General features: G+C 66.1%; 21 protein-coding genes. 4 read left to right on the forward strand and 17 right to left on the reverse strand.

Features of this window, described 5'->3' with window-relative positions:
- Positions 1 to 13 precede the first annotated feature (13 nt).
- The 8 genes from pstB to BT264_RS00565 all read right to left on the reverse strand — a co-directional run bounded on the left by pstB (position 14) and on the right by BT264_RS00565 (position 9,418).
- Positions 14 to 862 carry a phosphate ABC transporter ATP-binding protein PstB gene (gene pstB / locus BT264_RS00525; RefSeq protein WP_072435860.1) on the reverse strand — a complete coding sequence of 283 codons (849 nt, stop codon included), beginning with the start codon at positions 860 to 862 and terminating at the stop codon, positions 14 to 16.
- A gap of 15 nt (positions 863 to 877) precedes the next feature.
- Positions 878 to 1,771: a phosphate ABC transporter permease PstA gene (pstA, locus tag BT264_RS00530; RefSeq protein WP_072435861.1), complete on the reverse strand. Its 894-nt coding sequence runs from the start codon at positions 1,769 to 1,771 to the stop codon at positions 878 to 880.
- Positions 1,768 to 2,754, reverse strand: coding sequence for a phosphate ABC transporter permease PstC (gene pstC / locus BT264_RS00535; RefSeq protein WP_072435862.1), 987 nt, complete (start codon positions 2,752 to 2,754; stop codon positions 1,768 to 1,770). Before pstC ends, pstA begins: the two co-directional genes overlap by 4 nt.
- A 94-nt stretch (positions 2,755 to 2,848) precedes the next feature.
- Entirely contained in the window at positions 2,849 to 3,883 is a 1,035-nt protein-coding gene (gene pstS, locus BT264_RS00540) for a phosphate ABC transporter substrate-binding protein PstS (RefSeq protein ID WP_072435863.1), read from the reverse strand.
- A 453-nt stretch (positions 3,884 to 4,336) separates the two neighbouring features.
- Positions 4,337 to 5,692, reverse strand: coding sequence for a phosphoglucosamine mutase (gene glmM, locus BT264_RS00550; protein WP_072435864.1), 1,356 nt, complete (start codon positions 5,690 to 5,692; stop codon positions 4,337 to 4,339).
- Positions 5,693 to 5,720: 28 nt separating this feature from the next.
- Positions 5,721 to 6,662, reverse strand: coding sequence for a dihydropteroate synthase (gene folP / locus BT264_RS00555; protein WP_072435865.1), 942 nt, complete (start codon positions 6,660 to 6,662; stop codon positions 5,721 to 5,723).
- 28 nt (positions 6,663 to 6,690) lie between these two features.
- The gene (ftsH, locus tag BT264_RS00560; RefSeq protein WP_072435866.1) at positions 6,691 to 8,589 is read right to left on the reverse strand and encodes an ATP-dependent zinc metalloprotease FtsH; all 1,899 of its coding nucleotides are present in this window, start codon (positions 8,587 to 8,589) and stop codon (positions 6,691 to 6,693) included.
- A 166-nt stretch (positions 8,590 to 8,755) separates the two neighbouring features.
- A complete protein-coding gene (locus tag BT264_RS00565; RefSeq protein ID WP_034183277.1) occupies positions 8,756 to 9,418 on the reverse strand; it encodes an RlmE family RNA methyltransferase in 663 nt (220 codons plus the stop codon).
- 193 nt (positions 9,419 to 9,611) lie between these two features.
- Here BT264_RS00565 and BT264_RS00570 point away from each other — a divergent pair, with 193 nt between their 5' ends.
- Positions 9,612 to 10,139: a YhbY family RNA-binding protein gene (locus tag BT264_RS00570; protein ID WP_072435867.1), complete on the forward strand. Its 528-nt coding sequence runs from the start codon at positions 9,612 to 9,614 to the stop codon at positions 10,137 to 10,139.
- A gap of 40 nt (positions 10,140 to 10,179) precedes the next feature.
- Here BT264_RS00570 and BT264_RS00575 read toward each other — a convergent pair whose 3' ends face one another.
- From BT264_RS00575 to gloB, 8 genes are all read right to left on the reverse strand, one after another.
- A complete protein-coding gene (locus tag BT264_RS00575; RefSeq protein WP_072435868.1) occupies positions 10,180 to 10,638 on the reverse strand; it encodes a DUF4149 domain-containing protein in 459 nt (152 codons plus the stop codon).
- 14 nt (positions 10,639 to 10,652) lie between these two features.
- Positions 10,653 to 11,129: a transcription elongation factor GreA gene (gene greA, locus BT264_RS00580; RefSeq protein ID WP_021163362.1), complete on the reverse strand. Its 477-nt coding sequence runs from the start codon at positions 11,127 to 11,129 to the stop codon at positions 10,653 to 10,655.
- 118 nt (positions 11,130 to 11,247) lie between these two features.
- Entirely contained in the window at positions 11,248 to 14,502 is a 3,255-nt protein-coding gene (gene carB / locus BT264_RS00585; RefSeq protein ID WP_072435869.1) for a carbamoyl-phosphate synthase large subunit, read from the reverse strand.
- A 49-nt stretch (positions 14,503 to 14,551) separates the two neighbouring features.
- Positions 14,552 to 15,211 carry a leucine efflux protein LeuE gene (gene leuE, locus BT264_RS00590; RefSeq protein ID WP_072435870.1) on the reverse strand — a complete coding sequence of 220 codons (660 nt, stop codon included), beginning with the start codon at positions 15,209 to 15,211 and terminating at the stop codon, positions 14,552 to 14,554.
- A gap of 28 nt (positions 15,212 to 15,239) precedes the next feature.
- Positions 15,240 to 16,385 carry a glutamine-hydrolyzing carbamoyl-phosphate synthase small subunit gene (gene carA / locus BT264_RS00595; protein WP_072435871.1) on the reverse strand — a complete coding sequence of 382 codons (1,146 nt, stop codon included), beginning with the start codon at positions 16,383 to 16,385 and terminating at the stop codon, positions 15,240 to 15,242.
- A gap of 390 nt (positions 16,386 to 16,775) precedes the next feature.
- A complete protein-coding gene (locus BT264_RS00605; protein WP_072435872.1) occupies positions 16,776 to 17,993 on the reverse strand; it encodes an MFS transporter in 1,218 nt (405 codons plus the stop codon).
- A gap of 163 nt (positions 17,994 to 18,156) precedes the next feature.
- A complete protein-coding gene (locus BT264_RS00610) occupies positions 18,157 to 19,725 on the reverse strand; it encodes a transglycosylase SLT domain-containing protein (RefSeq protein WP_072435873.1) in 1,569 nt (522 codons plus the stop codon).
- Positions 19,726 to 19,876: 151 nt separating this feature from the next.
- Positions 19,877 to 20,683 carry a hydroxyacylglutathione hydrolase gene (gene gloB, locus BT264_RS00615; RefSeq protein ID WP_072435874.1) on the reverse strand — a complete coding sequence of 269 codons (807 nt, stop codon included), beginning with the start codon at positions 20,681 to 20,683 and terminating at the stop codon, positions 19,877 to 19,879.
- Between the two features lie 18 nt (positions 20,684 to 20,701).
- Here gloB and BT264_RS00620 point away from each other — a divergent pair, with 18 nt between their 5' ends.
- From BT264_RS00620 to dnaQ, 3 genes are read left to right on the forward strand one after another with little or no spacing between them, the layout of a single operon-like run.
- Complete coding sequence (locus BT264_RS00620; RefSeq protein WP_034183269.1) at positions 20,702 to 21,514, forward strand: class I SAM-dependent methyltransferase; 813 nt, start codon at positions 20,702 to 20,704, stop codon at positions 21,512 to 21,514.
- Complete coding sequence (gene rnhA / locus BT264_RS00625) at positions 21,511 to 21,954, forward strand: ribonuclease HI (protein WP_072435875.1); 444 nt, start codon at positions 21,511 to 21,513, stop codon at positions 21,952 to 21,954. Before BT264_RS00620 ends, rnhA begins: the two co-directional genes overlap by 4 nt.
- Positions 21,955 to 21,992: 38 nt before the next feature.
- Positions 21,993 to 22,727, forward strand: a complete 735-nt coding sequence (gene dnaQ, locus BT264_RS00630; protein ID WP_072435876.1) for a DNA polymerase III subunit epsilon — start codon at positions 21,993 to 21,995, stop codon at positions 22,725 to 22,727.
- Between the two features lie 27 nt (positions 22,728 to 22,754).
- Here dnaQ and BT264_RS00635 read toward each other — a convergent pair whose 3' ends face one another.
- A complete protein-coding gene (locus BT264_RS00635) occupies positions 22,755 to 23,087 on the reverse strand; it encodes a YnfA family protein (protein WP_072435877.1) in 333 nt (110 codons plus the stop codon).
- Positions 23,088 to 23,546: the final 459 nt, after the last annotated feature.

Genomic DNA, 23,546 nt, shown 5'->3' on the forward strand with positions numbered 1-23,546 from the left:
TTGTTCTCCGTCATCAGCCGAAGCGGCCGGTGATGTAGTCTTCCGTTTCCTTGCGCACCGGCTTGATGAAGATCTTTTCGGTTTCGCCGAACTCGATCAGCTCGCCCAGGTACATGTAGGCCGTGTAATCCGAGCAGCGCGCTGCCTGCTGCATGTTGTGCGTGACGATCACGACCGTGTAGTCGCTCTTCAGCTCCGCGATCAGCTCCTCGATGCGGCCCGTCGAGATCGGGTCGAGCGCCGAGCACGGTTCGTCGAGCAGCAGCACTTCCGGGCGGATCGCGATGCCGCGCGCGATGCACAGACGCTGCTGCTGGCCGCCCGAGAGGCCGTAGCCGCTCTGCCCCAGCTTGTCCTTCACTTCGTTCCACAGCGCGGCCTTCGTGAGCGCCCACTCGACGCGGTCGTCCATTTCCGAGCGCGTGAGCTTTTCGAACATCTTCACGCCGAACGCGATGTTGTCGTAGATCGACATCGGGAACGGGGTCGGCTTCTGGAACACCATGCCGATGCGCGCGCGCAGCAGCGAGATGTCGCGCTTCGTCGTCAGCAGGTTCTCGCCGTCCATCAGGATTTCGCCTTCGGCGCGCTGCTCCGGATAGAGCGCGAACATCTTGTTGAACGTGCGCAGCAGCGTCGACTTGCCGCAGCCCGACGGGCCGATGAACGCCGTCACCTTCCCTTCGGGAATGCGCAGGTTGATGTTCTTCAGCGCATGGAACTTGCTGTAGAAGAAGTTGAGGTTGTTGACCTCGATCTTCGCGTTCAGCGGCGCGAGCGGGCGATCGTTCGCCGCGTCGTGCGTGCCGGCGGGCGCTGCGGTGCGCTCGACGGGATTCAGGTGGCTCTCTGCCATATTCATCGGATTGCTCCGCCGTTACTTTTTCGAGAAGACCGAGCGCGCCAGGATGTTGAGTCCGAGCACCCCGAGCGTAATCAGGAACACGCCCGCCCATGCGAGCGACTGCCATTCCGCGAACGGGCTCATCGCGAACTTGTAGATCGTCACGGGCAGGTTCGCCATCGGCTGGCTCATGTCCCACGAGAAGAACTGGTTCGACAGCGCGGTGAACAGCAGCGGCGCCGTTTCGCCGGCGATCCGCGCGACCGCGAGCAGCACGCCCGTGATGATGCCGCCCACCGATGCGCGCAGCGTGATCTTCAGCACCATTCGCCACTTCGGCGTGCCGAGCGCGAAGGCGGCTTCGCGCAGCGCGTTCGGCACGAGCTTCAGCATGTTCTCGGTCGTGCGGATCACGATCGGGATCTGCAGCAGCGCGAGCGCGATCACGCCGGCCCAGCCCGAGAAGCGCCCCGACTTCGCGACGACGAGCGCGTACACGAACAGGCCGATGACGATCGACGGCGCGGACAGCAGGATGTCGTTGATGAAGCGGATCGTGCTCGCCAGCAGGTTCTTCTGGCCGTATTCGGCGAGATAAACGCCCGCGAGGATGCCGATCGGCGTGCCGACCAGCGTGCCGAAACCGCACAGCAGCAGGCTGCCGATGATCGCGTTCGCGAGACCGCCGCCTTCGGTGTTCGGTGCCGGCGTCGATTCGGTGAACAGCTGCACCGACAGGCCGCCGATACCGAGGTGCAGCGTCGTGTACAGGATCCACACGAGCCACAGCAGGCCGAACGCCATTGCGCCGAGCGATGCGGCGAGCGCGACCGCGTTGACGGCCTTGCGCTTGCGCTGCAGGCGCTCGCGCATCGCTTCGAGCACGGCGCCGTCCGGCCCCGGGAAATTCATGATGGGCTCGCTCATTTCTTGCCCTCTCCCTTCTCGAGACGAAGCAGCAGCAGTTTGGAGATGGACAGCACGATGAACGTGATCACGAACAGGATCAGGCCCAGTTCCATCAGCGCGGACGTATGCAGGCCCGGCTGCGCTTCCGCGAATTCGTTCGCGAGCGCCGACGTGATGCTGTTGCCCGGCGCGAACAGCGACACGCTGTCGAGCAGGTTCGTGTTGCCGATCACGAACGTCACGGCCATCGTCTCGCCGAGTGCGCGGCCGAGGCCGAGCATCACGCCGCCGATCACGCCGGTCTTCGTATAGGGCAGCACGACCTTCCACATCACTTCCCAGGTCGTGCAGCCGATCCCGTATGCCGATTCCTTCAGCAGCACGGGCGTGACCTCGAACACGTCGCGCATCACCGACGCGATGTACGGGATGATCATGATCGCGAGAATCACGCCGGCCGCGAGGATGCCGATGCCGATCGGCGGGCCGGACGTCAGCGGCCCGAGCACCCACACGTCCTTGAGCAGATGGCCGAGCGGCTTCTGGAAGTATTCGGCGAAGATCGGCGCGAACACGAGCAGCCCCCACATGCCGTATACGATCGACGGAATCGCGGCGAGCAGCTCGATCGCGATGCCCAGCGGGCGGCGCAGCCACACGGGCGACAGCTCGGTGAGGAACAGTGCGATGCCGAAACTGACGGGCACCGCGATGACGAGCGCAATGACCGACGTCACGATCGTGCCGTAGATCGGCACGAGTGCGCCGTAGATGTCCGAGTTGGGATCCCACTCGGATTGCCACAGGAAGCCGAGGCCGAACTTCTGGATGGTCGGCAGCGACGCAATGATCAGGGAAACGATGATCCCGCCCAGCAGCAGCAGGGTCACGATCGCGGCGAGCCGTGCGAGGCCGCCGAACAGGACGTCGCCGAGGCGGCTCGGCGCGCGCTGCTGCGCACTGTCGGGCGATCGGGAGGACGCGTATGAAATATCAGACATGGGTGCCTGCTTTTGATCGCCGAGCGCCGTAACGCCCGGCTTTACCGCACACACTGCCCGACCGGCGCGGCCGGGCAGTGAACCGCTGCATTGCTTACTCGGCGGCGACCGGCTTGCCCGATGCGTCCGTCACCTTCGTCTTCCACTGCTTGCGGATTTCCGTCTCGACCGTCGCCGGCAGCGAGATGTAGTCGAGGCTGTCCGCAGCCTTCTCGCCGTTCTTGAACGCCCAGCTGAAGAACTTCAGCGTTTCCGCGCCCTGCTCCGGCTTGTCCTGCTTCGCGTGCAGCAGCACGAACGTCGCGCCGACGACCGGCCATGCGTCCTTGCCCGGCTGGTTCGTCAGGATCTGGTAGAACGACTTCGACCAGTTCGCGCCGGCGGCAGCGGCCTTGAACGTTTCCGTCTTCGGCTCGACCACCGTGCCCGTCGAGTTCTTCAGCGCGGTGTAGGTCATGTTGTTCTTCTTCGCGTACGCCCACTCGACGTAGCCGATCGCGCCCGGCAGGCGCTGCACGAAGGCCGCGACGCCGTCGTTGCCCTTGCCGCCCGTGCCCGTCGGCCAGTTGACCGTCGTGCCTTCGCCGATCTTCGACTTCCACTCGTCGTTGACCTTCGACAGGTAGTTCGTCCAGATGAAGCTCGTGCCCGAGCCGTCAGCACGGCGAACGACCGCGATGTCCGTATCCGGCAGCTTGACCTTCGGGTTCAGCGCGGCGATCGCCGGATCGTTCCACTTCTTGATCTTGCCGAGGTAGATGTCGCCGAGCACCGGGCCCGACAGCGTCAGTTCACCGGCCTTCACGCCCGGCACGTTGACGACCGGCACCACGCCGCCGACCACCGTCGGGAACTGGAACAGGCCTTCCTTTGCGAGCTCTTCATCCTTCAGCGGAGCGTCCGAACCGGCAAAATCGACCGTCTTCGCGTTGATCTGCTTCAGGCCGCCCGACGAACCGATACCCTGGTAGTTGACCTTTGCGCCGCCGGACTGCTGGTAGTCGGCAGCCCATTTCGTATAGATCGGCATCGCGAACGTGCTGCCTGCGCCCGTGATGTCGGCAGCTTGCGCGGCAACGGCGAAAAGCGCGCCAGCCAGGCCGGCAATCGCGGTTTGCATCAATTTCATGAGACCTCCAGTGTGTGAGCGGATGACTACGGCACCGCGAAGGTTAGGGGCTCCTCATGACGGTAATGTGACAATCGATGAAACTGGCGTGACAGTAACATGACTGGTTGAAAGGGAGTATCGGGTGCGGCGCGGGCGGCGCCTGCGGGCACCGGAACGGCAAAGGCGGCAAGAATTGCCTGCCCGGCAAGGACGGGGTGGAACACCCGTTTTTCGGGTGCGCCGGCGGATCGTAGCGCAGCGGCGGCGGTACGGGAAGCCCCTGCCCGCGGTGGGCGCGATATCAGGGGTCGGAAGATATCTTCAGTCAGGCGATGCGTTGATCGACGCGACACACTATAGGTAGCGCAAACCTTTGCGTCTGACGAAATTGCGGCGCCCGAAGGCGCCGCGTGCCGATTTACCGGAGAACCGGCGCGCGGACGGCAGGCCGCCCCGCACCGATATCGTGCGTCAGGTCGTCGCCGCGCGCACCGCGTCGGCAATCGTCTCCGCATGGCGGACCGCATCGGCCGCCTGCTGCGCCTCGACCATCACGCGCAGCACGGGCTCGGTGCCCGATGCGCGGATCAGTACGCGGCCGCTGCCGGCGAGCGCGGCTTCGGCCGCGTCGATCGCGGCGCGAATCGACGCGCTGCCCTTCCAGTCGGCGCCCGGCTTCATCCGCACGTTGATCAGCTTCTGCGGAAACAGCGTGACGCCATCGAGCATCTGCGCGAGCGTTCGGCCGCTGCGCTTCAGCGCGGCCAGCACGAGCAGCGCCGACACGATGCCGTCGCCGGTCGAATGCCGGTCGAGCGACAGGATGTGGCCCGAGCCTTCCGCGCCGAGTTGCCAGCCATGCTCGCGCAATTGCTCGAGCACATAGCGGTCGCCGACCGCCGCGCGGACGAACTTCACGCCCTCGCGCTGCAGCGCGACTTCGACGGCGAGGTTCGTCATCAGCGTGCCGACCGCACCTTCGACCTTGCCGTCGGTCGCGATCCGGTCCTTCACGAGTACGTAGAGGAGCTCGTCGCCGTTGTACAGGCGCCCGGTCGCATCGACGACCTGCAGGCGGTCCGCATCGCCGTCGAGCGCAATGCCGAGATCGGCGTGGTTCGCCCGCACCGCGCGCACCAGCGCGTCGGGCGCGGTCGCGCCGACGCCGTCGTTGATGTTGAAGCCGTTCGGCGCGACACCGATCGGAATCACGTCAGCGCCGAGCTCGTGGAACACGTGCGGCGCGACCTGGTACGCGGCACCGTGCGCGCAATCGACCACGAGCTTCAACCCGCGCAGGTCGAACGCGGCCGGGAACGTGCTCTTGCAGAACTCGATGTAGCGACCGGCTGCGTCGTCGAGGCGGCGCGCCTTGCCGAGGCCGTCGGACGACGCGCACTCGAGCGGCTTGTCGAGCCACGCTTCGATCGCGGCTTCGGTGTCGTCGGGCAGCTTGTTGCCGTCAGCGGAGAAAAACTTGATCCCGTTGTCGTGATACGGGTTATGCGACGCGCTGATCACGACGCCGGCCGACAGGCGCAGCGCACGCGTCAGATATGCGACGCCCGGCGTCGGCATCGGGCCGGCCAGCATCACGTCGACGCCGGCCGCCGAAAAACCGGCCTCGAGCGCAGCTTCCAGCATGTAGCCCGACACGCGCGTGTCCTTGCCGATCAGCACCGTCGGCCGCGAGCCTGACGCGACGTCGGCCGAGCTGGCCAGCACCTTGCCGGCCGCGTAGCCGAGGCGCAATACGAAATCCGGCGTGATGGGCGCCTCGCCCACCGTGCCGCGAATGCCGTCCGTGCCGAAATATCGACGTCCCATGGCGAATCTTCCTCCTTCGTCTTCTGACTTATCGTTGCCGCGCGGCTTCGCGCACGGCATTCCAGACTTTCAGTGCATCGACCGTCGCCGCGACGTCGTGCACGCGCACGATCGCCGCACCGCGCTCGACCGCGCACAACGCGGCCGCCACGCTCGCCGCGACGCGCTCCATCGGCGGCTTGCCGCCGATCACCGCGCCGAGCATCGACTTGCGCGACATGCCCGCGAGAATCGGATAAGCGCGCCCGTCGGGCCGCGCGGGCGCCGTGTCCGGCAACGCGGCCAGCAGCGCATAGTTGTCGTCGACGACCGCCTTGCCGAACCCGAAGCCGGGATCCACGCAGATCCGCTCCGGCGCAATGCCCGCGTCGCGCAGCGCCTGCGCGCGCGCGGCGAGAAACTCGCGCACGTCGGTCACGACGTCGCCGTAGTCGGGCTCGCCGACCTGCATCGTCTGCGGCTCGCCGAGCATGTGCATCGCGCACAGCCCGCAGTTGCCGTCGCGCACCGCGTCGATCGCACCCGGCTGGCGGAATCCCCAGATGTCGTTGATCAGGTCCGCGCCGGCGGCCAGCGCCGCGCGCATCACGGCCGGCTTGTAGGTGTCGACCGACAGCGGCACGTTCAGCGGCCGCAGCGCCTCGACGAGCGGGATCACGCGCGCGAGCTCCTCGTCGAGCGGTACGGGGGGTGCGCCGGGGCGCGTCGATTCGCCGCCGATATCGAGGAGATCCGCGCCTTCGGCGATCATGCGCTCGGCCTGGCGCAGCGCATCGTCGCGCGCGAGGAAGCGGCCGCCGTCGGAGAACGAATCGGGCGTGGCGTTGAGAATGCCCATCACGAGCGGGCGCTCGAACGTCAGTGCGAAGCGGCCGCACTGGAGCGGCGCGGGAATGGATGGAGTAACAGCGGAATCGGACACGAGCGACTGGCGTGGTTGAATGCAAAACGGGCCGGTGTGAAGCCACACCAGCCCGTGAACGGTGCTAAAGCGGAGGTTATGCCGCCGGCGAAGCAGGCGCCGGCGCGTTGCCGGGCTTGACCTCGGCGCTGCTGCCGCCGCCCGACGAATCGCCGCCGACAGCCGGCGAGCTCTTCGGCGAGCGCGGCGGACGGCCTTCCATGATGTCGTTGATCTGATCGGCGTCGATCGTCTCCCACTCCATCAGCGCGGCCGTCATCGCTTCCACCTTGTCGCGGTTCTCTTCGAGCAGGCGGCGCGCAAGGGTGTACTGATCGTCGAGCACGCGGCGGATTTCCGAATCGACCTTCTGCTGCGTCGCTTCCGAGATCGTGCGCGTGAAGCCGCGGCCGAACGGCGACGCATCGTTCTCGTCGTCGACGTAGACCATCGGTCCGAGCGCATCGGTCATGCCGAAACGGGCCACCATCGCGCGCGCCGTCTGCGTTGCCTTGTTGAAGTCGTCCGATGCGCCGGTGCTGACGAGATTCATGAACAGCTCTTCCGCCACCCGGCCACCGAACAGGATCGCGAGGCGGTCCAGCAGGTAGTCCTTCGAGTACGTCTCGTTGTCATGCTCCGGCAACTGCCACGTGACGCCCAGCGCACGGCCGCGCGGGATGATCGTGACCTTGTGCACCGGGTCGGCCTTCGGCAGCAGCTTCGCGACCACCGCGTGGCCCGACTCGTGGTAAGCGGTCGCGCGCTTCGCTTCCTCGCGGATCACGGCCGACTTGCGCTCCGGACCCATGAAGATCTTGTCCTTCGCGTCCTCGAAATCCTGCATCTCGACGATGCGCTTGCCGCGGCGTGCCGCGAACAGCGCAGCCTCGTTCACGAGGTTCGCGAGATCGGCGCCCGAGAAGCCCGGCGTGCCGCGTGCAATGACGGCCGCATCGACGTCGTTCGCGATCGGCACCTTGCGCAGGTGCACGCGCATGATCTGCTCGCGGCCGCGGATGTCCGGCAGACCGACGTAGACCTGACGGTCGAAACGGCCCGGACGCAGCAGCGCCTTGTCGAGCACGTCGGAACGGTTGGTCGCGGCGATCACGATCACGCCCGAGTTCGCCTCGAAGCCGTCCATCTCGACCAGCATCTGGTTCAGCGTCTGTTCGCGTTCGTCGTTGCCGCCGCCCATGCCGGCGCCGCGATGACGGCCGACCGCGTCGATTTCGTCGATGAACACGATGCACGGCGCATGCTTCTTCGCCTGCTCGAACATGTCGCGCACACGGGCCGCGCCGACGCCGACGAACATCTCGACGAAGTCCGAACCCGAGATGCTGAAGAACGGCACTTTCGCTTCACCCGCGATCGCGCGGGCGAGCAGCGTCTTGCCGGTACCCGGCGGGCCGACGAGCAGCACGCCGCGCGGAATGCGACCGCCCAGCTTCTGGAATTTCTGCGGATCGCGCAGGAAGTCGACGAGCTCGGACACTTCTTCCTTCGCTTCGTCGCAGCCCGCGACGTCGGAGAAGTTCACCGCGTTGTTGTTCTCGTCGATCAGCCGCGCTCGCGACTTGCCGAACGAGAAGGCGCCGCCTTTGCCGCCCCCCTGCATCTGCCTCATCATGTAGAACCAGAACACGATGATCAGGATCGTCGGCCCGAGGTAGTACAGTGCGGACATCAGCGCATTCGGCTCGTCGTCGGCCTTGCCGCTGACCTGCACGCCGTACTTCATCAGGTCGCCGACCATCCAGATGTCGCCGGGCGACACGATCTGGTATTTCTGGCCATCAGCCGGAGTGACGGTGAGGTTGCGCCCCTGAACGATGACGTTCTTGACCTTGCCGTTCTTGGCGTCGTCCATGAACTGCGAATAGGACACGCCTTCCTGGACGCGGGGCTTGTCGAACTGCTTGAACACCGTAAACAGCACCAGTGCGATCACTAACCACACCGCTGCCTTCGAAAACATATTGTTGTTCAAAGCACCACTCCTTCACTCGTAGACGAGCGCCTACATTTTCCTTGCGGCGCCCCTCGGTCATTCTAATCCAGTCCGACCACCCTCGCCATAAGCATTGACAACCGCCGCGATAGCGCTTCGCTTGTCTGGCAAGGGCCGGAGCCCGTTTGCGGCACCCCGCCGCGCATCAGCGCGGATGCTTCAGATGCCGACCCAAAATGAACGTTTCGGACGATTTGTCGCGGGACGCCTTGGGCTTGCGCGGCGCGACGGTCTTAAACTGCTGTTTGAATTTCTCGACGATCTGGCTGTAGCCGCTGCCGTGAAAGCATTTCACGAGCAGCGCACCGTCCGGCTTCAGATGGTTCTGCGCGAATTCGAGCGCCAGATCGCAGAGATGCTCGATGCGCGCCGCGTCCGCCGAGGCCACACCGGAGAGGTTGGGGGCCATGTCCGAAATAACAAGGTCCACCGCGCGGCCTTCGAGCACTTCCTCGAGCTGGTGAAGCACTTCGTCCTCGCGGAAGTCGCCCTGGATGAAGTGGACGTCGGCGATCGGCTCCATCGGCAGCAGGTCGAGCGCGATGATCGTGCCGTCGATGCCGCCTTCGCGCTCGGTGTCGCGCTTCTTGCCCTGCGCGAGCTTGTTGCGGGCATACTGGCTCCAGCTGCCCGGCGTCGCGCCGAGATCGACGATCACCTGGCCCGGACGGACCAGCTTGTCCTGCTCGTCGATTTCCTTCAGCTTGTACGCGGCACGCGCGCGATAGCCCTCCCGCTGCGCCATTTTGACGTACGGGTCGTTGATGTGGTCGTGCAGCCAGTGCTGGTTAAAGCGGTTTTTTGCCATTCGAGAGAGAGATTGCTGCCATTTGCTTCGTGAAGCCGCGCTTTTAGCGGATAATACGCGTCTTCTTCGCGCGGCTGCGGCCCCTTTTCAGGCCCAAGCCGCGATTTTACGTGGTTTCGGCGCACGGCTGACGCGGTAACTTCCCGCGATCGTTTTTCAGGCCGCGTGCCCCTATTTAGATTTCGACATTTCCATGCCCGCCCTTTCGCTTTCTCCCGCCGAGCGCTCCGCGCTGCGCTCCCAGGCCCATGCGCTCAAGCCCGTCGTGCTGATCGGCGCCGAAGGGCTGACCGACGCCGTGCTGAAGGAAATCAAGGTGCACCTCGCCGCGCACCAGCTGATCAAGATCCGCGTGTTCGGCGACGAACGCGACGAACGCGTCGCGATCTACGACGAGATCTGCGATCGCCTGAGCGCGGCGCCGATCCAGCATATCGGCAAGCTGCTGGTGATCTGGAAACCCGAGGCCGCCGCAGCGGCCCCGGCCCGCGGCCGTCGCGCCGGCACGCTGCCGAGCGCGGCCGAAGCCGCCGACGACAGGAAAGGCCGCGCACCGCGCACGGTCAAGGTCGTCAAGGTGTCGCCGAACGCGAGCCCCGTGCGTCGCCCGAAGCCGACGAAGGTCGTCGTGCGCGGCAACGAGCGCGTGACGGCAGGCGGCAACGTGAAGCGCGCGAAAAAGCGCCAGGCAAGCACCAAGCGGCCGCACCAGGACAAGTAAAACGCGTACGCGGCATGGGTCACGCCGTGCCGCGCTGCGCTCAGGCGTCGCGCGCCGGCAGACGCCAGATCAGCATCAGCCCCAGCACGCTCTCGACGAGATAGAACACGCTCGAGACGCCGTGCAGCATCCCGAAGCGACTCGCGTACGGCGAGTTCGCGATGTCGGTGCCCGCGTCCATCGCGGCCACGCGCAGCGCGTTCATGAACGGCTGCAGCGCGAAATACCCGACCAGCACGCACACGACCATCGCGGCGACGATCCAGCGCACGCGGCGATATTCGCCGCTGCCGCGCCGCACCTGCTGGTTCGACAACGCGAGCAGCAGCACGCCGCACACGACACCGAGGATCGCCTCGATACGGAACAGCTGGGCAGCGACCGAACCGGCCGTCATCCGCTCCAGCGTCTTGAACAGCACGGGCGCGACCGCATACCCGATCGTCAGCAGGCTGCCGACCCACACGGCCGACAGCAGACGGAACACGCGATGCGGCATCACGTCGCCCCGCTTCAGATGTAGCTGACCGAGATGATTTCGTATTCGCGCACGCCGCTCGGCGCCTGCACGGCCGCGACGTCGCCTTCGGACTTGCCGATCAGTGCGCGCGCGATCGGCGAGCTGACCGAGATCAGGCCGTGATCGATATCGGCTTCGTCGTCGCCGACGATCTGGTATTTGACGGTGTCGCCCGACTCGAGATCCTCGAGCTCGACCGTCGACGCGAAGACCACGCGGCCTTCGGCATCGAGCACGGTGGGATCGATGACCTGCGCGGCCGACAGCTTCGATTCGATTTCCGCGATACGACCCTCGATGAAGCCCTGCTTTTCCTTCGCGGCATCGTATTCGGCGTTTTCGGACAGATCGCCCTGTGCGCGGGCCTCCGCGATCGCATTGATCACGGCCGGCCGCTCGACGGATTTGAGGCGCTGCAATTCATCGCGCAGTTGCTCTGCGCCACGCTTTGTCAACGGAATGGTGCTCATAAACGGCTCAATCGCTAAAAACGGCTTTAAAAAAAATCACCGCGATTAAGCGCGTTTCCGATGAACCGGAAACACCGCTTAACCGCGGCACGTATTGCTTCGACAGGTAACTGACTGCTTAGTTTAGGCGAGCGTGAAGACCTTGTAAATCATAGACTTCCAGATCCTTCAGGTAGCGCAAGCCTTCAACGGCCGCGCGCGCGCCCGACATCGTCGTGTAGTACGTGACCTTGTGCGCCTGCGCACTCATGCGGATCGAACGCGAATCGGCGATCGCCTGGCGCGTCTCGTCGACCGTCGTGAACACGAGGGCGATCTCGCCGTTCTTGATCATGTCGACGATGTGCGGACGGCCGTCCTTCACCTTGTTCACGACCTTCACCGGCACGCCGGCCGCTTCGATCGCGGCAGCCGTGCCCTTGGTCGCGACGATCGGGTAGCCGAGGTCGTGCAGCATGCGCGCGACTTCGACGGCCTTCGGCTTGTCGGCGTCCATCACGGTCAGCAGCACCGTGCCCGACTCCGGCAGGCGCGAACCGGCCGCGAGCTGCGACTTGAACAGCGCTTCGCCGAACGTCTGGCCGACGCCCATCACTTCGCCGGTCGAACGCATTTCAGGCCCGAGGACCGGATCGACGGTCGGGAACTTGACGAACGGGAACACGGCTTCCTTCACGCTGAAGTACGGCGGCTCGACTTCCTTCGTCACGCCCTGCTGCGCGAGCTTCTGGCCGACCATCGCGCGCGCCGCGATCTTCGCGAGCGGCAGGCTGGTGGCCTTCGACACGTACGGCACCGTGCGCGACGCGCGCGGGTTCACTTCGAGCACGTAGATGATGTCCTGCTTCGAACCGTCCGCCTGCGGCACCTGCTGGATCGCGAACTGCACGTTCATCAGGCCGACCACGTTCAGCGCCTTCGCCATCGCACCCGTCTGGCGCTTCAGCTCGGCCACGGTTTCCTTCGACAGCGAGTACGGCGGCAGCGAGCATGCCGAGTCGCCCGAGTGGACGCCTGCCTGCTCGATGTGCTCCATCACGCCGCCGATGAACACGGCTTCGCCGTCGCAGATGCAGTCGACGTCGCACTCGATCGCGTCGTTCAGGAAGCGGTCGAGCAGCACCGGCGAATCGTTCGACACCTTCACGGCCTCGCGCATGTAGCGCTCGAGGTCGCGCGGCTCGTGGACGATCTCCATCGCGCGGCCGCCCAGCACGTACGACGGACGCACGACCAGCGGGTAGCCGATTTCCTCGGCGAGCTTGAGCGCTTCGTCTTCCGCGCGCGCGGTGCGGTTCGGCGGCTGGCGCAGGCCGAGATCCTGCAGCAGCTTCTGGAAGCGTTCGCGGTCTTCGGCGGCGTCGATCATGTCCGGCGACGTGCCGACGATCGGCACGCCGTGCGCCTCGAGGTCGAGCGCGAGCTTCAGCGGCGTCTGGCCGCCGTACTGGACGATCACGCCGACCGGCTTTTCCTTGTCGACGATCTCGAGCACGTCTTCGAGCGTCAGCGGCTCGAAGTACAGGCGGTCGGACGTGTCGTAGTCGGTCGACACCGTTTCCGGGTTGCAGTTGACCATGATCGTTTCGTAGCCGTCCTCGCGCATCGCGAGCGCCGCGTGCACGCAGCAGTAGTCGAACTCGATGCCCTGGCCGATCCGGTTCGGGCCGCCGCCCAGCACCATGATCTTCTTGTTCGTGGTCGGTTGCGCCTCGCACTCTTCCTCGTAGGTCGAGTACATGTACGCGGTTTTCGTCGCGAATTCGGCCGCGCAGGTGTCGACGCGCTTGTAGACCGGGCGCACGTTCAGCTCGACGCGGCGGCGGCGGACGTCTTCCGGCGTCGCACCGAGCAGCTTCGCGAGGCGGCGGTCGGAGAAGCCGCTCTGCTTCAGGTAGCGCAGCTCGTCGAACGTCAGCGACGCGAGCGTGCGGCCCGCGAGCGCCTTTTCCTTCAGGATGATCTGCTCGATCTGATGGAGGAACCACGGGTCGATCGCGGTTTCCGCGAAGATTTCCTCGGCCGTCATGCCGATGCGGAACGCGTCGCCGACATACCAGATGCGGTCCGGGCCCGGCTCGTGGATCTCGATCGCGATCTCGTCGCGGTCGGTCGACTTCTCGTCGAGACCGTCGACGCCGACTTCGAGGCCGCGCAGCGCCTTCTGGAACGATTCCTGGAACGTGCGGCCGATCGCCATCACTTCGCCGACCGACTTCATCTGCGTCGTCAGGCGCGAATCGGCTTCACGGAACTTCTCGAACGCAAAGCGCGGGATCTTCGTGACGACGTAGTCGATCGTGGGCTCGAACGACGCCGGCGTCTGGCCGCCGGTGATTTCGTTCTTCAGCTCGTCGAGCGTGTAGCCGACCGCCAGCTTCGCGGCGACCTTCGCGATCGGGAAGCCGGTCGCCTTCGATGCGAGCGCCGACGAACGCGACACGCGCGGGTTCATTTCGATGACGACCATGCGGCCGTCCTTCGGGTTGATCGAGAACTGCACGTTCGAGCCGCCCGTGTCGACGCCGATCTCGCGCAGCACCGCGAGCGATGCGTTACGCAGGATCTGGTATTCCTTGTCGGTGAGCGTCTGCGCCGGCGCGACCGTGATCGAGTCGCCGGTGTGCACGCCCATCGGGTCGAGGTTTTCGATCGAGCAGACGATGATGCAGTTGTCGGCGCGGTCGCGCACGACTTCCATCTCGTATTCCTTCCAGCCGAGCAGCGATTCCTCGATCAGCAGTTCGCGCGTGGGCGACAGGTCGAGACCGCGCTTGCAGATTTCCTCGAACTCTTCGCGGTTGTACGCGATGCCGCCGCCCGAGCCGCCGAGCGTGAACGACGGACGGATCACGACCGGATAGCCGCTGCCGCCGGTGCCCGCCATGATCTCGGCATGCACCTTGGTCGCTTCTTCCATCGAGTGCGCGATGCCCGACTTCGCGGAGCCGAGACCGATCTTGGTCATCGCTTCCTTGAACTTCTGGCGGTCTTCCGCCTTGTCGATCGCTTCCGGCGACGCGCCGATCAGTTCGACGCCGAACTTCTCGAGCACGCCGTGGTGGTGCAGGTCGAGCGCGCAGTTCAGCGCGGTCTGGCCGCCCATCGTCGGCAGGATCGCGTCCGGGCGCTCCTTCTCGATGATGCGCGCGACGACTTCCCACGTGATCGGCTCGATGTAGGTCACGTCGGCCGTGTTCGGGTCGGTCATGATCGTCGCCGGGTTGCTGTTGACGAGAACGACCTTGTAGCCCTCCTCACGCAACGCCTTGCAAGCCTGCGCGCCCGAATAGTCGAACTCGCACGCCTGGCCGATGATGATCGGGCCGGCGCCGATGATGAGGATGCTTTTGATGTCTGTGCGTTTTGGCATGGCTTGTGAATTCAATAAGTAATCGTTGTCGTGGGTCGGCCGGCAGCGCTCAGCTCATGGTCGCGAGCGCGAGCTTCACCGAGAAACCGATGAACAGGCCGCCCACGCTGCTCGCCGCGCCTGCCGCGAGCTTGCGGCGGCGGCGGAAGTGCTCGGCGAGCCGCGCACCCGCGAAGATCAGCGTGCTCAGGTACAGGAAGCTCGCGCATTGCGCGATCGCCCCGAGCACGACGAACGACAGCGCGGGATGCGGGAATGCCGGGTCGACGAACTGGATGAAGAACGAGATGAAGAACAGGATCGCCTTGGGATTCAGCAGGCTCACGATCAGCGCCTTGCGAAACGGCCGCTCGCCGTCGACCGCCTGCGGTGCCTCGGCGGGCTCGCCCGCCGGCGCGCGCAGCTTGCGCCACGCGCTGCGCAGCATGCCGGTGCCGATGTAGAGCAGATACGCGGCGCCGCCGTACTTGACGACGGAGAACAGCAGCGGATTCGCCTTCAGCAGCGACGCGACGCCCGCGGCGGACAGCACCATCAGCACCGTGTCGCCGACGAACACGCCGCAGGCCGCGCGATAGCCGGCCTTCACGCCGCGCTGCGCCGCGAGCGACAGCACGTACATCGAGTTCGGCCCCGGCAGCAGGATGATGAAGATCACGCCGAACACGTAGGTCCAGATATCCGTGATGCCGAGTGCGTGGCCGAACATGATGCGAATCTCCCGTCCTTCGGTTGCGTTAGGCGTTGCGCTGCTTCGCCGCGTCCATCAGCGCGGTGAAACGGTCGAACAGATAGCCGATGTCGTGCGGGCCCGGCGACGCTTCCGGGTGGCCCTGGAAGCAGAACGCCGGCTTGTCGGTCAGCTCGAAGCCCTGCAGCGTGCCGTCGAACAGCGACACGTGCGTCACGCGCGCGTTGGCCGGCAGCGAATCCGCGTCGACCGCGAAACCGTGGTTCTGCGACGTGATCACGACACGGCCGTCGCCGAGATCCTTCACCGGGTGGTTCGCGCCGTGGTGGCCCGTCTTCATCTTCAGCGTCTTCGCGCCGACCGCGAGGCCCATGATCTGGTGGCCGAGGCAGATGCCGAAGGTCGGCACGCCGCGCTCGATGAATTCCTTCGTGGCCGCGATCGCGTAATCGCACGGCTCCGGATCGCCGGGGCCGTTCGACAGGAAGATGCCGTCCGGATTCAGCGCGAGCGCATCGGCCGCGCTCGCCTGTGCGGGCAGCACCGTGACCTGGCAGCCGCGTTCCGCGAGCATGCGCAGGATGTTGTACTTGACGCCGAAATCGTACGCGACGACGCGGTACTTCGGCGCTTCCTGCATGCCGTAGCCGCTGCCGAGGCGCCATTCCGTCTGCTTCCACTCGAACGGCTTGGTGGTCGACACGACCTTCGCGAGATCCATGCCGGCGAGGCCCGGGAACGAGCGTGCGAGCTCGATCGCCTTCGCCTCGTCGTCCGAGCCGGCGAGAATGCAGCCGTTCTGCGCGCCCTTGTCGCGCAGGATGCGGGTCAGCTTGCGGGTATCGATGCCGGCGATCGCGACGACGCCTTCGTCGCGCAGGTAATCGCCGAGCGTGCGGTCCATGCGGAAGTTCGATGCGAGCGTGGGCAGATCACGGATGATCAGGCCGGCGGCATGGACTTTCGTGGCTTCGACATCTTCGGCGTTGACGCCGACGTTGCCGATATGCGGGTAGGTGAGCGTGACGATCTGGCGCGCGTAGCTCGGATCAGTCAGGATTTCCTGATAGCCGGTGATCGCGGTATTGAACACGACTTCGCCGATCGTATGGCCTTCGGCCCCGATCGAATAACCACGAAAGACCGTGCCGTCGGCGAGTGCAAGCAAGGCGGGAGAAAAAGACGGCAACACGGGAGGCTCCTTGGGGAACACCCTGCTGCCGACCTGTTTACCCTGCCGCGCGAGCGCCGCGCTGCGTGGGCGCGCGTAGTCGCTAGCTGGACGCGGCCTGCGTTGTCGAGACGCGAACCCGGCGCGTGGCGCACGAGGCTTCGCGGCATCGCCCGGCAGGCGGCGTGCGGCGGATGAACGGGATGAATGAGGTAGGCGCTAGGGTGCGAGGTTGATCAGCACAAACTTTCAAATTATAGCCCGAAAATGGCCCTATCTTCAATCGATATGGCCGTCCGATCATGCGCGCGCCGCCACCGGCAGCGCGGTACGGCGTACGCGCAACGGCGCACGCTCGACGTGCTGCGGCCCCGTTTCCGCAGCCGCCCCACCCACCAGCGTACCGCCGGATCAGTGCGCTTGGCCAGCGCCGCGCGCGGGCCACACGTACCAGACTGCGCTCGCGAGCTGCAGCGCGAGCAGCACGCCCCATGCGGTGAGGTGCGCGGCGGCCGGATAACGGCCGTCGACCGCGGGCCAGCGCGACAGCACCGCGCCGACACCGATCTGGAACGCAAAGATCAGCAGGAAGATCACCAGTGTGAGCGTCGTGTTCGCGCGGCCGATCAGGTGGGCGGGAAAGTGCCCGGCCATCACCGCATAGGTCAGGATGCCGACGCCGCCGAACATCCCGTATGCAGCCCACAGCACGGCCGGCGGCAACGGCATGCGCGCGACGATTGCGACCTGCGTCGCGACGAATAGCGCCATGCCGACCCCGCAGAATGCGTAGACGGACACGCCGCGCCGCTCGAGCACGCGCGCCGCGGCGCCGAAGCCGACGCAGCCGGCCATCATCGCGAAGCCGAGCACCGACACGAGGCGCGCGGCATGCGACGCATCGAACCCCGCGACGTCGCGCAGGTACGGCCCGACCCACAGCGACTGCATCGCGTAAAACACGCCCTGCGTGACGACCGAGAACGACGAGATCTTCCAGAACGCGCGGCTGCTCAGGATGTGCCACGTGCCCTTGAACTGGCTGACGAGCTCGCCCTGGTGGCGCACCTGCCTCGCTTCGGGCGCGCCGAAGCCGATCGAGGCCGCGACGATCACCGTCAGCACCGCGAGGCCGAAACAGATCGCGCGCCAGTTCGTCCAGCCGAGCAGCCAGGTCAGCGGCGAACCGACCACGACGCCGCCGAGGCCGCCAACCGCCATCACGAGGCCGTTGACGAGCGGCAGTCGGCCGACCGGGAAATGCTGCGCGAGCGCCTTGAACGCCGCGCCGAGACACACCGACACGCCGACGCCGATCAGCAGCCGGCCGACCATCATCGTGCCGATGCCGTGCGCGGCGCCGAACACGGCGGCGCCGGCCGCGGCGAACAGCAGCATGCCGGCCGTCACGCGGCGCGGGCCGAAGTGGTCGAGCATCACGCCGGCCGGAATCTGCGCGCCCGCGAAACCGAGAAAATAGAGACTGGTGAGCAGGCCGAGATCGGCGGCCGACAACCCGAGCTCATGCGTGACGAACGGCGCGAAACCCAGATTGACGCCACGAAACACATACGATACGAAATACCCGATCGAAAACAGCGCGAGCACCCTCACCTGCACCGACGACATCGCTCCCCCTCGTGATATGAAGACTGTCGAAACGGCGCGGCGCCCTCGCACCGCGCACAAACGAAAACGCCGTCACCTCGGTGACGGCGTTTCGTTGCAATTCGCCGGATGATAGCGCAATCGCGCGGCCCGGACCGGCCGCCCACCGCGCTTCGCAGCCGCGTTATTTCTTCTTGCCCTTGGCCGGCGCGGCCTTCGCGGGTGCAGCTTTCGCAGATTTGGCCGATTTAGCCGCCGGCTTTGCCGCGCCGCGCTTCGCGCCGTGCGACTTGCCGCCCACCGCCAGGCTCGCGCGCTCGATGCGCGCACCGCCGACCGACGTCGCGATCCGCTCCGGACCGGGTTCCGCCGGCACCGAGCGGCCGACCGGCACGTGCAGCACGAGCGCCTGGCCCGGCATCGCGAGATCGCGGTGCGTGCGGTTCCACGCCTTGAGCTGGCCGACCGACACGCCGTAGCGGCCGGCGATCGCCGCCATCGACTGCTTGCGGCGCACGCGGATCAGCATCTTGCGCGTGTCGGGTACGTCGGGCTCCATCGCGAGCGCGCCGTTTTCGGCGACGTCGGCACTGATGTCCTCGTCGTCGTCATCGCCGCGCGGCACGACGATCGTCGAACCCGGCTTCAGGCGCATGCCGGCCGGAATCTTGTTGACCGACATCAGCGTATCGGCGTCCACGCCGATCTTCTCGGCGATCGCGGCCGGCCGCGCACGTTCGCTGACCGTATAGGTGGTCCACGTCGAAAGCTGGCCGTTGTATGACTTCAGGTTCTTCTCGAACGCGGACGCGTTGTCGAACGGCAGCAAGATCTGCGGTTCGGTCGCGCCGAGGATCACCGGCTTCGCGAACGACGGGTTCAGCGAGCGGAATTCGTCGAGCGACAGGTTCGCGAGCTTCGCGGCGACCGCGACGTCGATGTCGCGCGACGTCGTGACCGTCACGAAATACGGGTGGTTCGGGATGTCCGGCAACGTCAGGCCGTACTGCTTCGGGCTCGCGATGATGTTCTTCACCGCCTGCAGCTTCGGCACGTAGTTGCGCGTCTCGTTCGGCATCCGCAGGCTCTGGTAGTCGGTCGGCAGGCCGGCCGCCTGATTGCGCGCGATCGCGCGCTGCACGTTGCCCTCGCCCCAGTTGTACGCGGCCAGCGCCAGATACCAGTCGCCGAACATGTCGTGCAGGCGCGACAGGTAGTCGAGCGCGGCGCTCGTCGACGCGAGCACGTCGCGCCGTTCGTCCTGCCACATGTTGCGCTTCAGGTTGTACGTGCGGCCCGTGCCGGGCATGAACTGCCACATGCCGGCCGCCTTCGCGACCGACAGCGCCTGCGGGTTGAACGCGGACTCGATGAACGGCAGCAGCGCGAGCTCGGTCGGCATGTGACGCGCCTCGAGTTCCTCGACGATGTGATACAGGTACTTCTGCGAGCGCTCGGTCATGCGCTGCACGTAATCGGGACGCTGCGTGTACCAGGTCGTCTGCATGTCGACGAGGTCGCTCTGCAGGTCGGGCATCTGGAAGCCGCGACGGATGCGGCCCCAGAGATCGGAGTCCGCACTGGTCAGGTCGCCGACGGATTGCTTGTCGACGTCGACAGTTTCTTTGGCGGTGGCTGATTTACGGAGGTAGTTGGACGCCGCCTGCGGATCGGCGGCGTTGTTGGCGACAGGAGCCTGGCTCGCACAAGCGGCGAGTAGCAGGACCACCATCGCACTCAATATAAGTCGCATGAAAATCTCGGCTTCCGACGGCTGGAAATTGCTGGCGATACTACGGAAGTGCGTGCTTCACGTCAATAAAAACACCGAAAACTCAGCGAAATCCTACATTTGGAGCAATTTTTACAGACACCGCTTGAGCTTTGGAGTCCTCCGGAAATGATCATCTGAACCGGTTTTTCCACTCCCGCATCAGCGTAAACGCCGCCAGACGATCCGGCACCGTTTCGTGCAGCTCGGCCTCGAGCGTCGCATGGATGGCGGCGCTGTCCGCGCGCATGAACGGGTTCACCGCGCGCTCGTGCGCGATCGTCGTCGGCAGCGTCGGCACGCCGCGCGCGCGCAGCGCCTGCGCGTCGTCGCGCCACGCGGCAAGCGCCGCATTGCCGGGCTCGCACGCGAGCGCGAAGCGGATGTTCGACAGCGTGTATTCGTGTGCGCAATGCACGTGCGTATTGCCCGGCAGTGCCGCGAGCGCGTCGAGCGACGCGAGCATCTGTGCGGGCGTGCCCTCGAACAGGCGGCCGCAGCCGCACGAGAACAGCGTGTCGCCGCAGAACACGTGCGGCACCGCGGCGCCCTGCCCGGCCGCCTGGAAATAGGCGATGTGGCCGCGCGTATGGCCGGGCACGTCGAGCACGTCGAACGCGACGGCCGGCGCGTCGACCGTCACGCGATCGCCGCCCGAAAGCGGCCGCGTGACCACGCCGATCGCCTCGGCCGCGGGGCCGTAAACGGTGAGCGGCACATCGGCCGGTTGGCTATTGCGCAGCGCCTCGACACCGCCGACATGGTCGGCGTGATGGTGCGTGAGTAAAATAGCGGTCAACCGCCAGCCTCGTTCGGCAAGAACCCGGCGCACCGGCGCGGCTTCACCCGGATCGACGGCGATCGCATCGCGGCCGTCCGAGACGAGCCAGATATAGTTGTCTTCGAATGCCGGAACCGGCACGTATTCCAGCTCGTTCATGGGCGCGCAACCATCGTTATGCCTGATCGTCAAATTATAGACTGGCCCGCCTGGACCGACTCGCCTCCCGGCCGCTACGTGCTGGACTGGGAGCAGGCGCAGCTCGACCGGATCGTGTCCGACGTCTTCGGGTTCCACGCGCTGCAGCTCGGCCTGCCGCAGCTCGACGCACTGCGCGAGAACCGCATGCCGTATCGCGGCCTCGTGCTCGATCCGGCGAGCGGCGCGAGCGCGCCGTACCAGTATCCGTGGGCGCGCGAAGCGCACGCGCCGGAGCACGCGCCCGCCGATCGCAGCACGACGTGGTGCGACCTGCTCGACCTGCCGTTCGAGTCGCAGAGCGTCGACCTGATCGTGATGCCGCACACGCTCGAATTCACGTCCGACCCGCACCGCCTGCTGCGCGAGGCCGAGCGCGTGCTGATGCCGGAAGGCCAGCTCGTGATCACCGGCTTCAATTCGCTCAGCCTGTGGGGCATGCGGCAATCGTTCGGGCGCATGGCGAACCGCCCGTTCGTGCCGGCCACGCGCGACCAGATCGCGTTCATCCGGCTCAAGGACTGGATCAAGCTGCTCGGTTTCGACCTCGAACGCGGCCGCTTCGGCTGCTACCGGCCGCCGCTGGTCACCGACAAGTGGCTGGCCCGCTACGGCTTCATGGAAGCCGCGGGCGACCGCTGGTGGCCGATCTTCGGCGCCGTCTACATGGTGACGGCCGTCAAGCGCGTGCGCGGCATGCGCCTCGTCGGCCAGATCAAGATGAAAAAACCCGTGCTCGCGCCAGGCCTGACGCCCGCGGCCTCCCCGACCACCCATCAAGAACATTCATGACAATCGATACGATCGACATCTATACCGACGGCGCCTGCAAGGGCAACCCCGGCCCCGGCGGCTGGGGCGCACTGATGCGCTACGGCGACCGCGAAAAGGAGCTGTTCGGCGGCGAGCCCAACACGACCAACAACCGCATGGAGCTGATGGGCGTGATCGCCGCGCTCGAGGCGCTGAAGCGGCCGTGCCAGGTGATCGTGCACACCGATTCGCAATACGTGCAGAAAGGCATCAGCGAGTGGATCCACGGCTGGAAGAAGAAAGGCTGGGTCACCGCGGCAAAGACGCCCGTGAAGAACGCCGACCTGTGGAAACGGCTCGACGCGCTCGTCGCGCAGCACGAGGTCGAGTGGCGCTGGGTCAAGGGTCACGCGGGCCATCCCGAAAACGAGCGCGCGGACGCGCTCGCGAATCGCGGCGTCGAATCGCTCACGGCCTGAACGCCGGCCACTCCCCTGTTTCCATCGTTTTTCCCGACATGCGCCAGATCATTCTCGATACCGAAACCACGGGCCTGAACGCCCGCACGGGCGACCGTCTCATCGAAATCGGCTGCGTCGAGCTGCTGAACCGGCGGCTCACCGGCAACAACCTGCACTTCTACGTGAACCCCGAGCGCGACAGCGATCCGGGCGCACTCGCCGTGCACGGCCTCACGACCGAATTCCTCAGCGACAAGCCGAAGTTCGCGGAAGTCGCCAGCCAGATCCTCGACTTCGTGAAGGACGCCGAGCTGATCATCCACAACGCACCGTTCGACCTTGGCTTCCTCGACGCCGAATTCGCGCGGCTCGACCTGCCGCCGTTCACCGAACATTGCGGCGGCGTGATCGACACGCTCGTGCAGGCCAAGCAGATGTTCCCCGGCAAGCGCAACTCGCTCGACGCGCTGTGCGACCGCTTCGGCATCAGCAACGCGCACCGGACGCTGCACGGCGCACTGCTCGACTCGGAGCTGCTCGCCGAGGTGTATCTCGCGATGACGCGCGGCCAGGACAGCCTCGTGATCGACATGCTCGACGACGCGGGCGCCGACGGCGGCGCGGCGAACGGCCAGCGCGTGTCGCTCGCCGCGCTCGACCTGGTCGTGGTGGCCGCGAGCGACGACGAGCTCGCCGCGCACCAGGCGCAACTCGACGAGCTCGACAAGTCGGTCAAGGGCGCATGCGTGTGGCGCAAGTCCGCCGACGCGGGCGCCGCCGAAACGGCCTGACGCACGCGGCACGCGCTGCGGCCGCGCTTACGCGCGCGGCTGCAGCGCGATGACCGCCATCCCGCCGAGCGCAAGCACCGCGCCGGCCACGTCCCAGCGGGTCAGCGCGACACCGTCGACCACCCGCAGCCAGACCAGCGCAACCGCGATATACACGCCGCCGTACGCGGCATAGGTACGCCCGGCCGCGCTCGGGTGCAGCGTCAGCAGCCACGCGAACAGCGCGAGCGACAGCGCGGCCGGCACCAGCAGCCAGGCCGGCCGGCTGCCCTTCAGCACGAGCCACGGCAGGTAACAGCCGACGATTTCGGCCAGCGCGGTGGCGGCGAACAGCGCCGCGATCCTCATCAGTTCGGTCATCCGGTTCCTCGTGAATTCGGCCCCGTCGCCGGGGAGCCGCACGGCCCCGCCGCGCGCCGCCGATCATACCCGAGCAGGCCGCGCCGGACGCCCCGCCAGACGGGCGTCTCCCGGCAATTTGCACGATCATCCGTCATCGTGCTATCATGTCGCCTGTTTCAACATTCAATCTCTGTCTATTCGATTTCGAGAGAAGTCCGTCCGCGCGTTGCGGGCCGGCGCTTCGACCGAAATTGCACCCACAGGAAAGCCCGCCCGACAGGCCCGCTTTTCTCGTTTCGCTGCCCCTTTCGGGGCGCTTGCCGGAACGCCGGACCTCCGTCCGCACCGGCATCTGCCGCCAGCATCACGCGGCCCATTCTTCATGAGCGCACTGTCGCGACGGCCCATCGGGCCCGCGTCGAAGCAGCCCCTTACGGCCCTTTGCTGCCCGTTGCGCAGTAAGTGCTTAATGGCCTG

This window comes from Burkholderia sp. NFPP32 (assembly GCF_900119325.1).
GTDB classification, from domain to species: domain Bacteria; phylum Pseudomonadota; class Gammaproteobacteria; order Burkholderiales; family Burkholderiaceae; genus Burkholderia; species Burkholderia pyrrocinia_C.

Coding starts and splice junctions, on each gene's coding strand:
- pstB (WP_072435860.1), bottom strand. CDS start 862: ATGAATATGGCAGAGAGCCACCTGAATCCCGTCGAGCGCACCGCAGCG.
- pstA (WP_072435861.1), bottom strand. CDS start 1,771: ATGAGCGAGCCCATCATGAATTTCCCGGGGCCGGACGGCGCCGTGCTC.
- pstC (WP_072435862.1), bottom strand. CDS start 2,754: ATGTCTGATATTTCATACGCGTCCTCCCGATCGCCCGACAGTGCGCAG.
- pstS (WP_072435863.1), bottom strand. CDS start 3,883: ATGAAATTGATGCAAACCGCGATTGCCGGCCTGGCTGGCGCGCTTTTC.
- glmM (WP_072435864.1), bottom strand. CDS start 5,692: ATGGGACGTCGATATTTCGGCACGGACGGCATTCGCGGCACGGTGGGC.
- BT264_RS00565 (WP_034183277.1), bottom strand. CDS start 9,418: ATGGCAAAAAACCGCTTTAACCAGCACTGGCTGCACGACCACATCAAC.
- BT264_RS00570 (WP_072435867.1), top strand. CDS start 9,612: ATGCCCGCCCTTTCGCTTTCTCCCGCCGAGCGCTCCGCGCTGCGCTCC.
- BT264_RS00575 (WP_072435868.1), bottom strand. CDS start 10,638: ATGCCGCATCGCGTGTTCCGTCTGCTGTCGGCCGTGTGGGTCGGCAGC.
- greA (WP_021163362.1), bottom strand. CDS start 11,129: ATGAGCACCATTCCGTTGACAAAGCGTGGCGCAGAGCAACTGCGCGAT.
- carB (WP_072435869.1), bottom strand. CDS start 14,502: ATGCCAAAACGCACAGACATCAAAAGCATCCTCATCATCGGCGCCGGC.
- leuE (WP_072435870.1), bottom strand. CDS start 15,211: ATGTTCGGCCACGCACTCGGCATCACGGATATCTGGACCTACGTGTTC.
- BT264_RS00605 (WP_072435872.1), bottom strand. CDS start 17,993: ATGTCGTCGGTGCAGGTGAGGGTGCTCGCGCTGTTTTCGATCGGGTAT.
- BT264_RS00610 (WP_072435873.1), bottom strand. CDS start 19,725: ATGCGACTTATATTGAGTGCGATGGTGGTCCTGCTACTCGCCGCTTGT.
- gloB (WP_072435874.1), bottom strand. CDS start 20,683: ATGAACGAGCTGGAATACGTGCCGGTTCCGGCATTCGAAGACAACTAT.
- BT264_RS00620 (WP_034183269.1), top strand. CDS start 20,702: ATGCCTGATCGTCAAATTATAGACTGGCCCGCCTGGACCGACTCGCCT.
- rnhA (WP_072435875.1), top strand. CDS start 21,511: ATGACAATCGATACGATCGACATCTATACCGACGGCGCCTGCAAGGGC.
- dnaQ (WP_072435876.1), top strand. CDS start 21,993: ATGCGCCAGATCATTCTCGATACCGAAACCACGGGCCTGAACGCCCGC.
- BT264_RS00635 (WP_072435877.1), bottom strand. CDS start 23,087: ATGACCGAACTGATGAGGATCGCGGCGCTGTTCGCCGCCACCGCGCTG.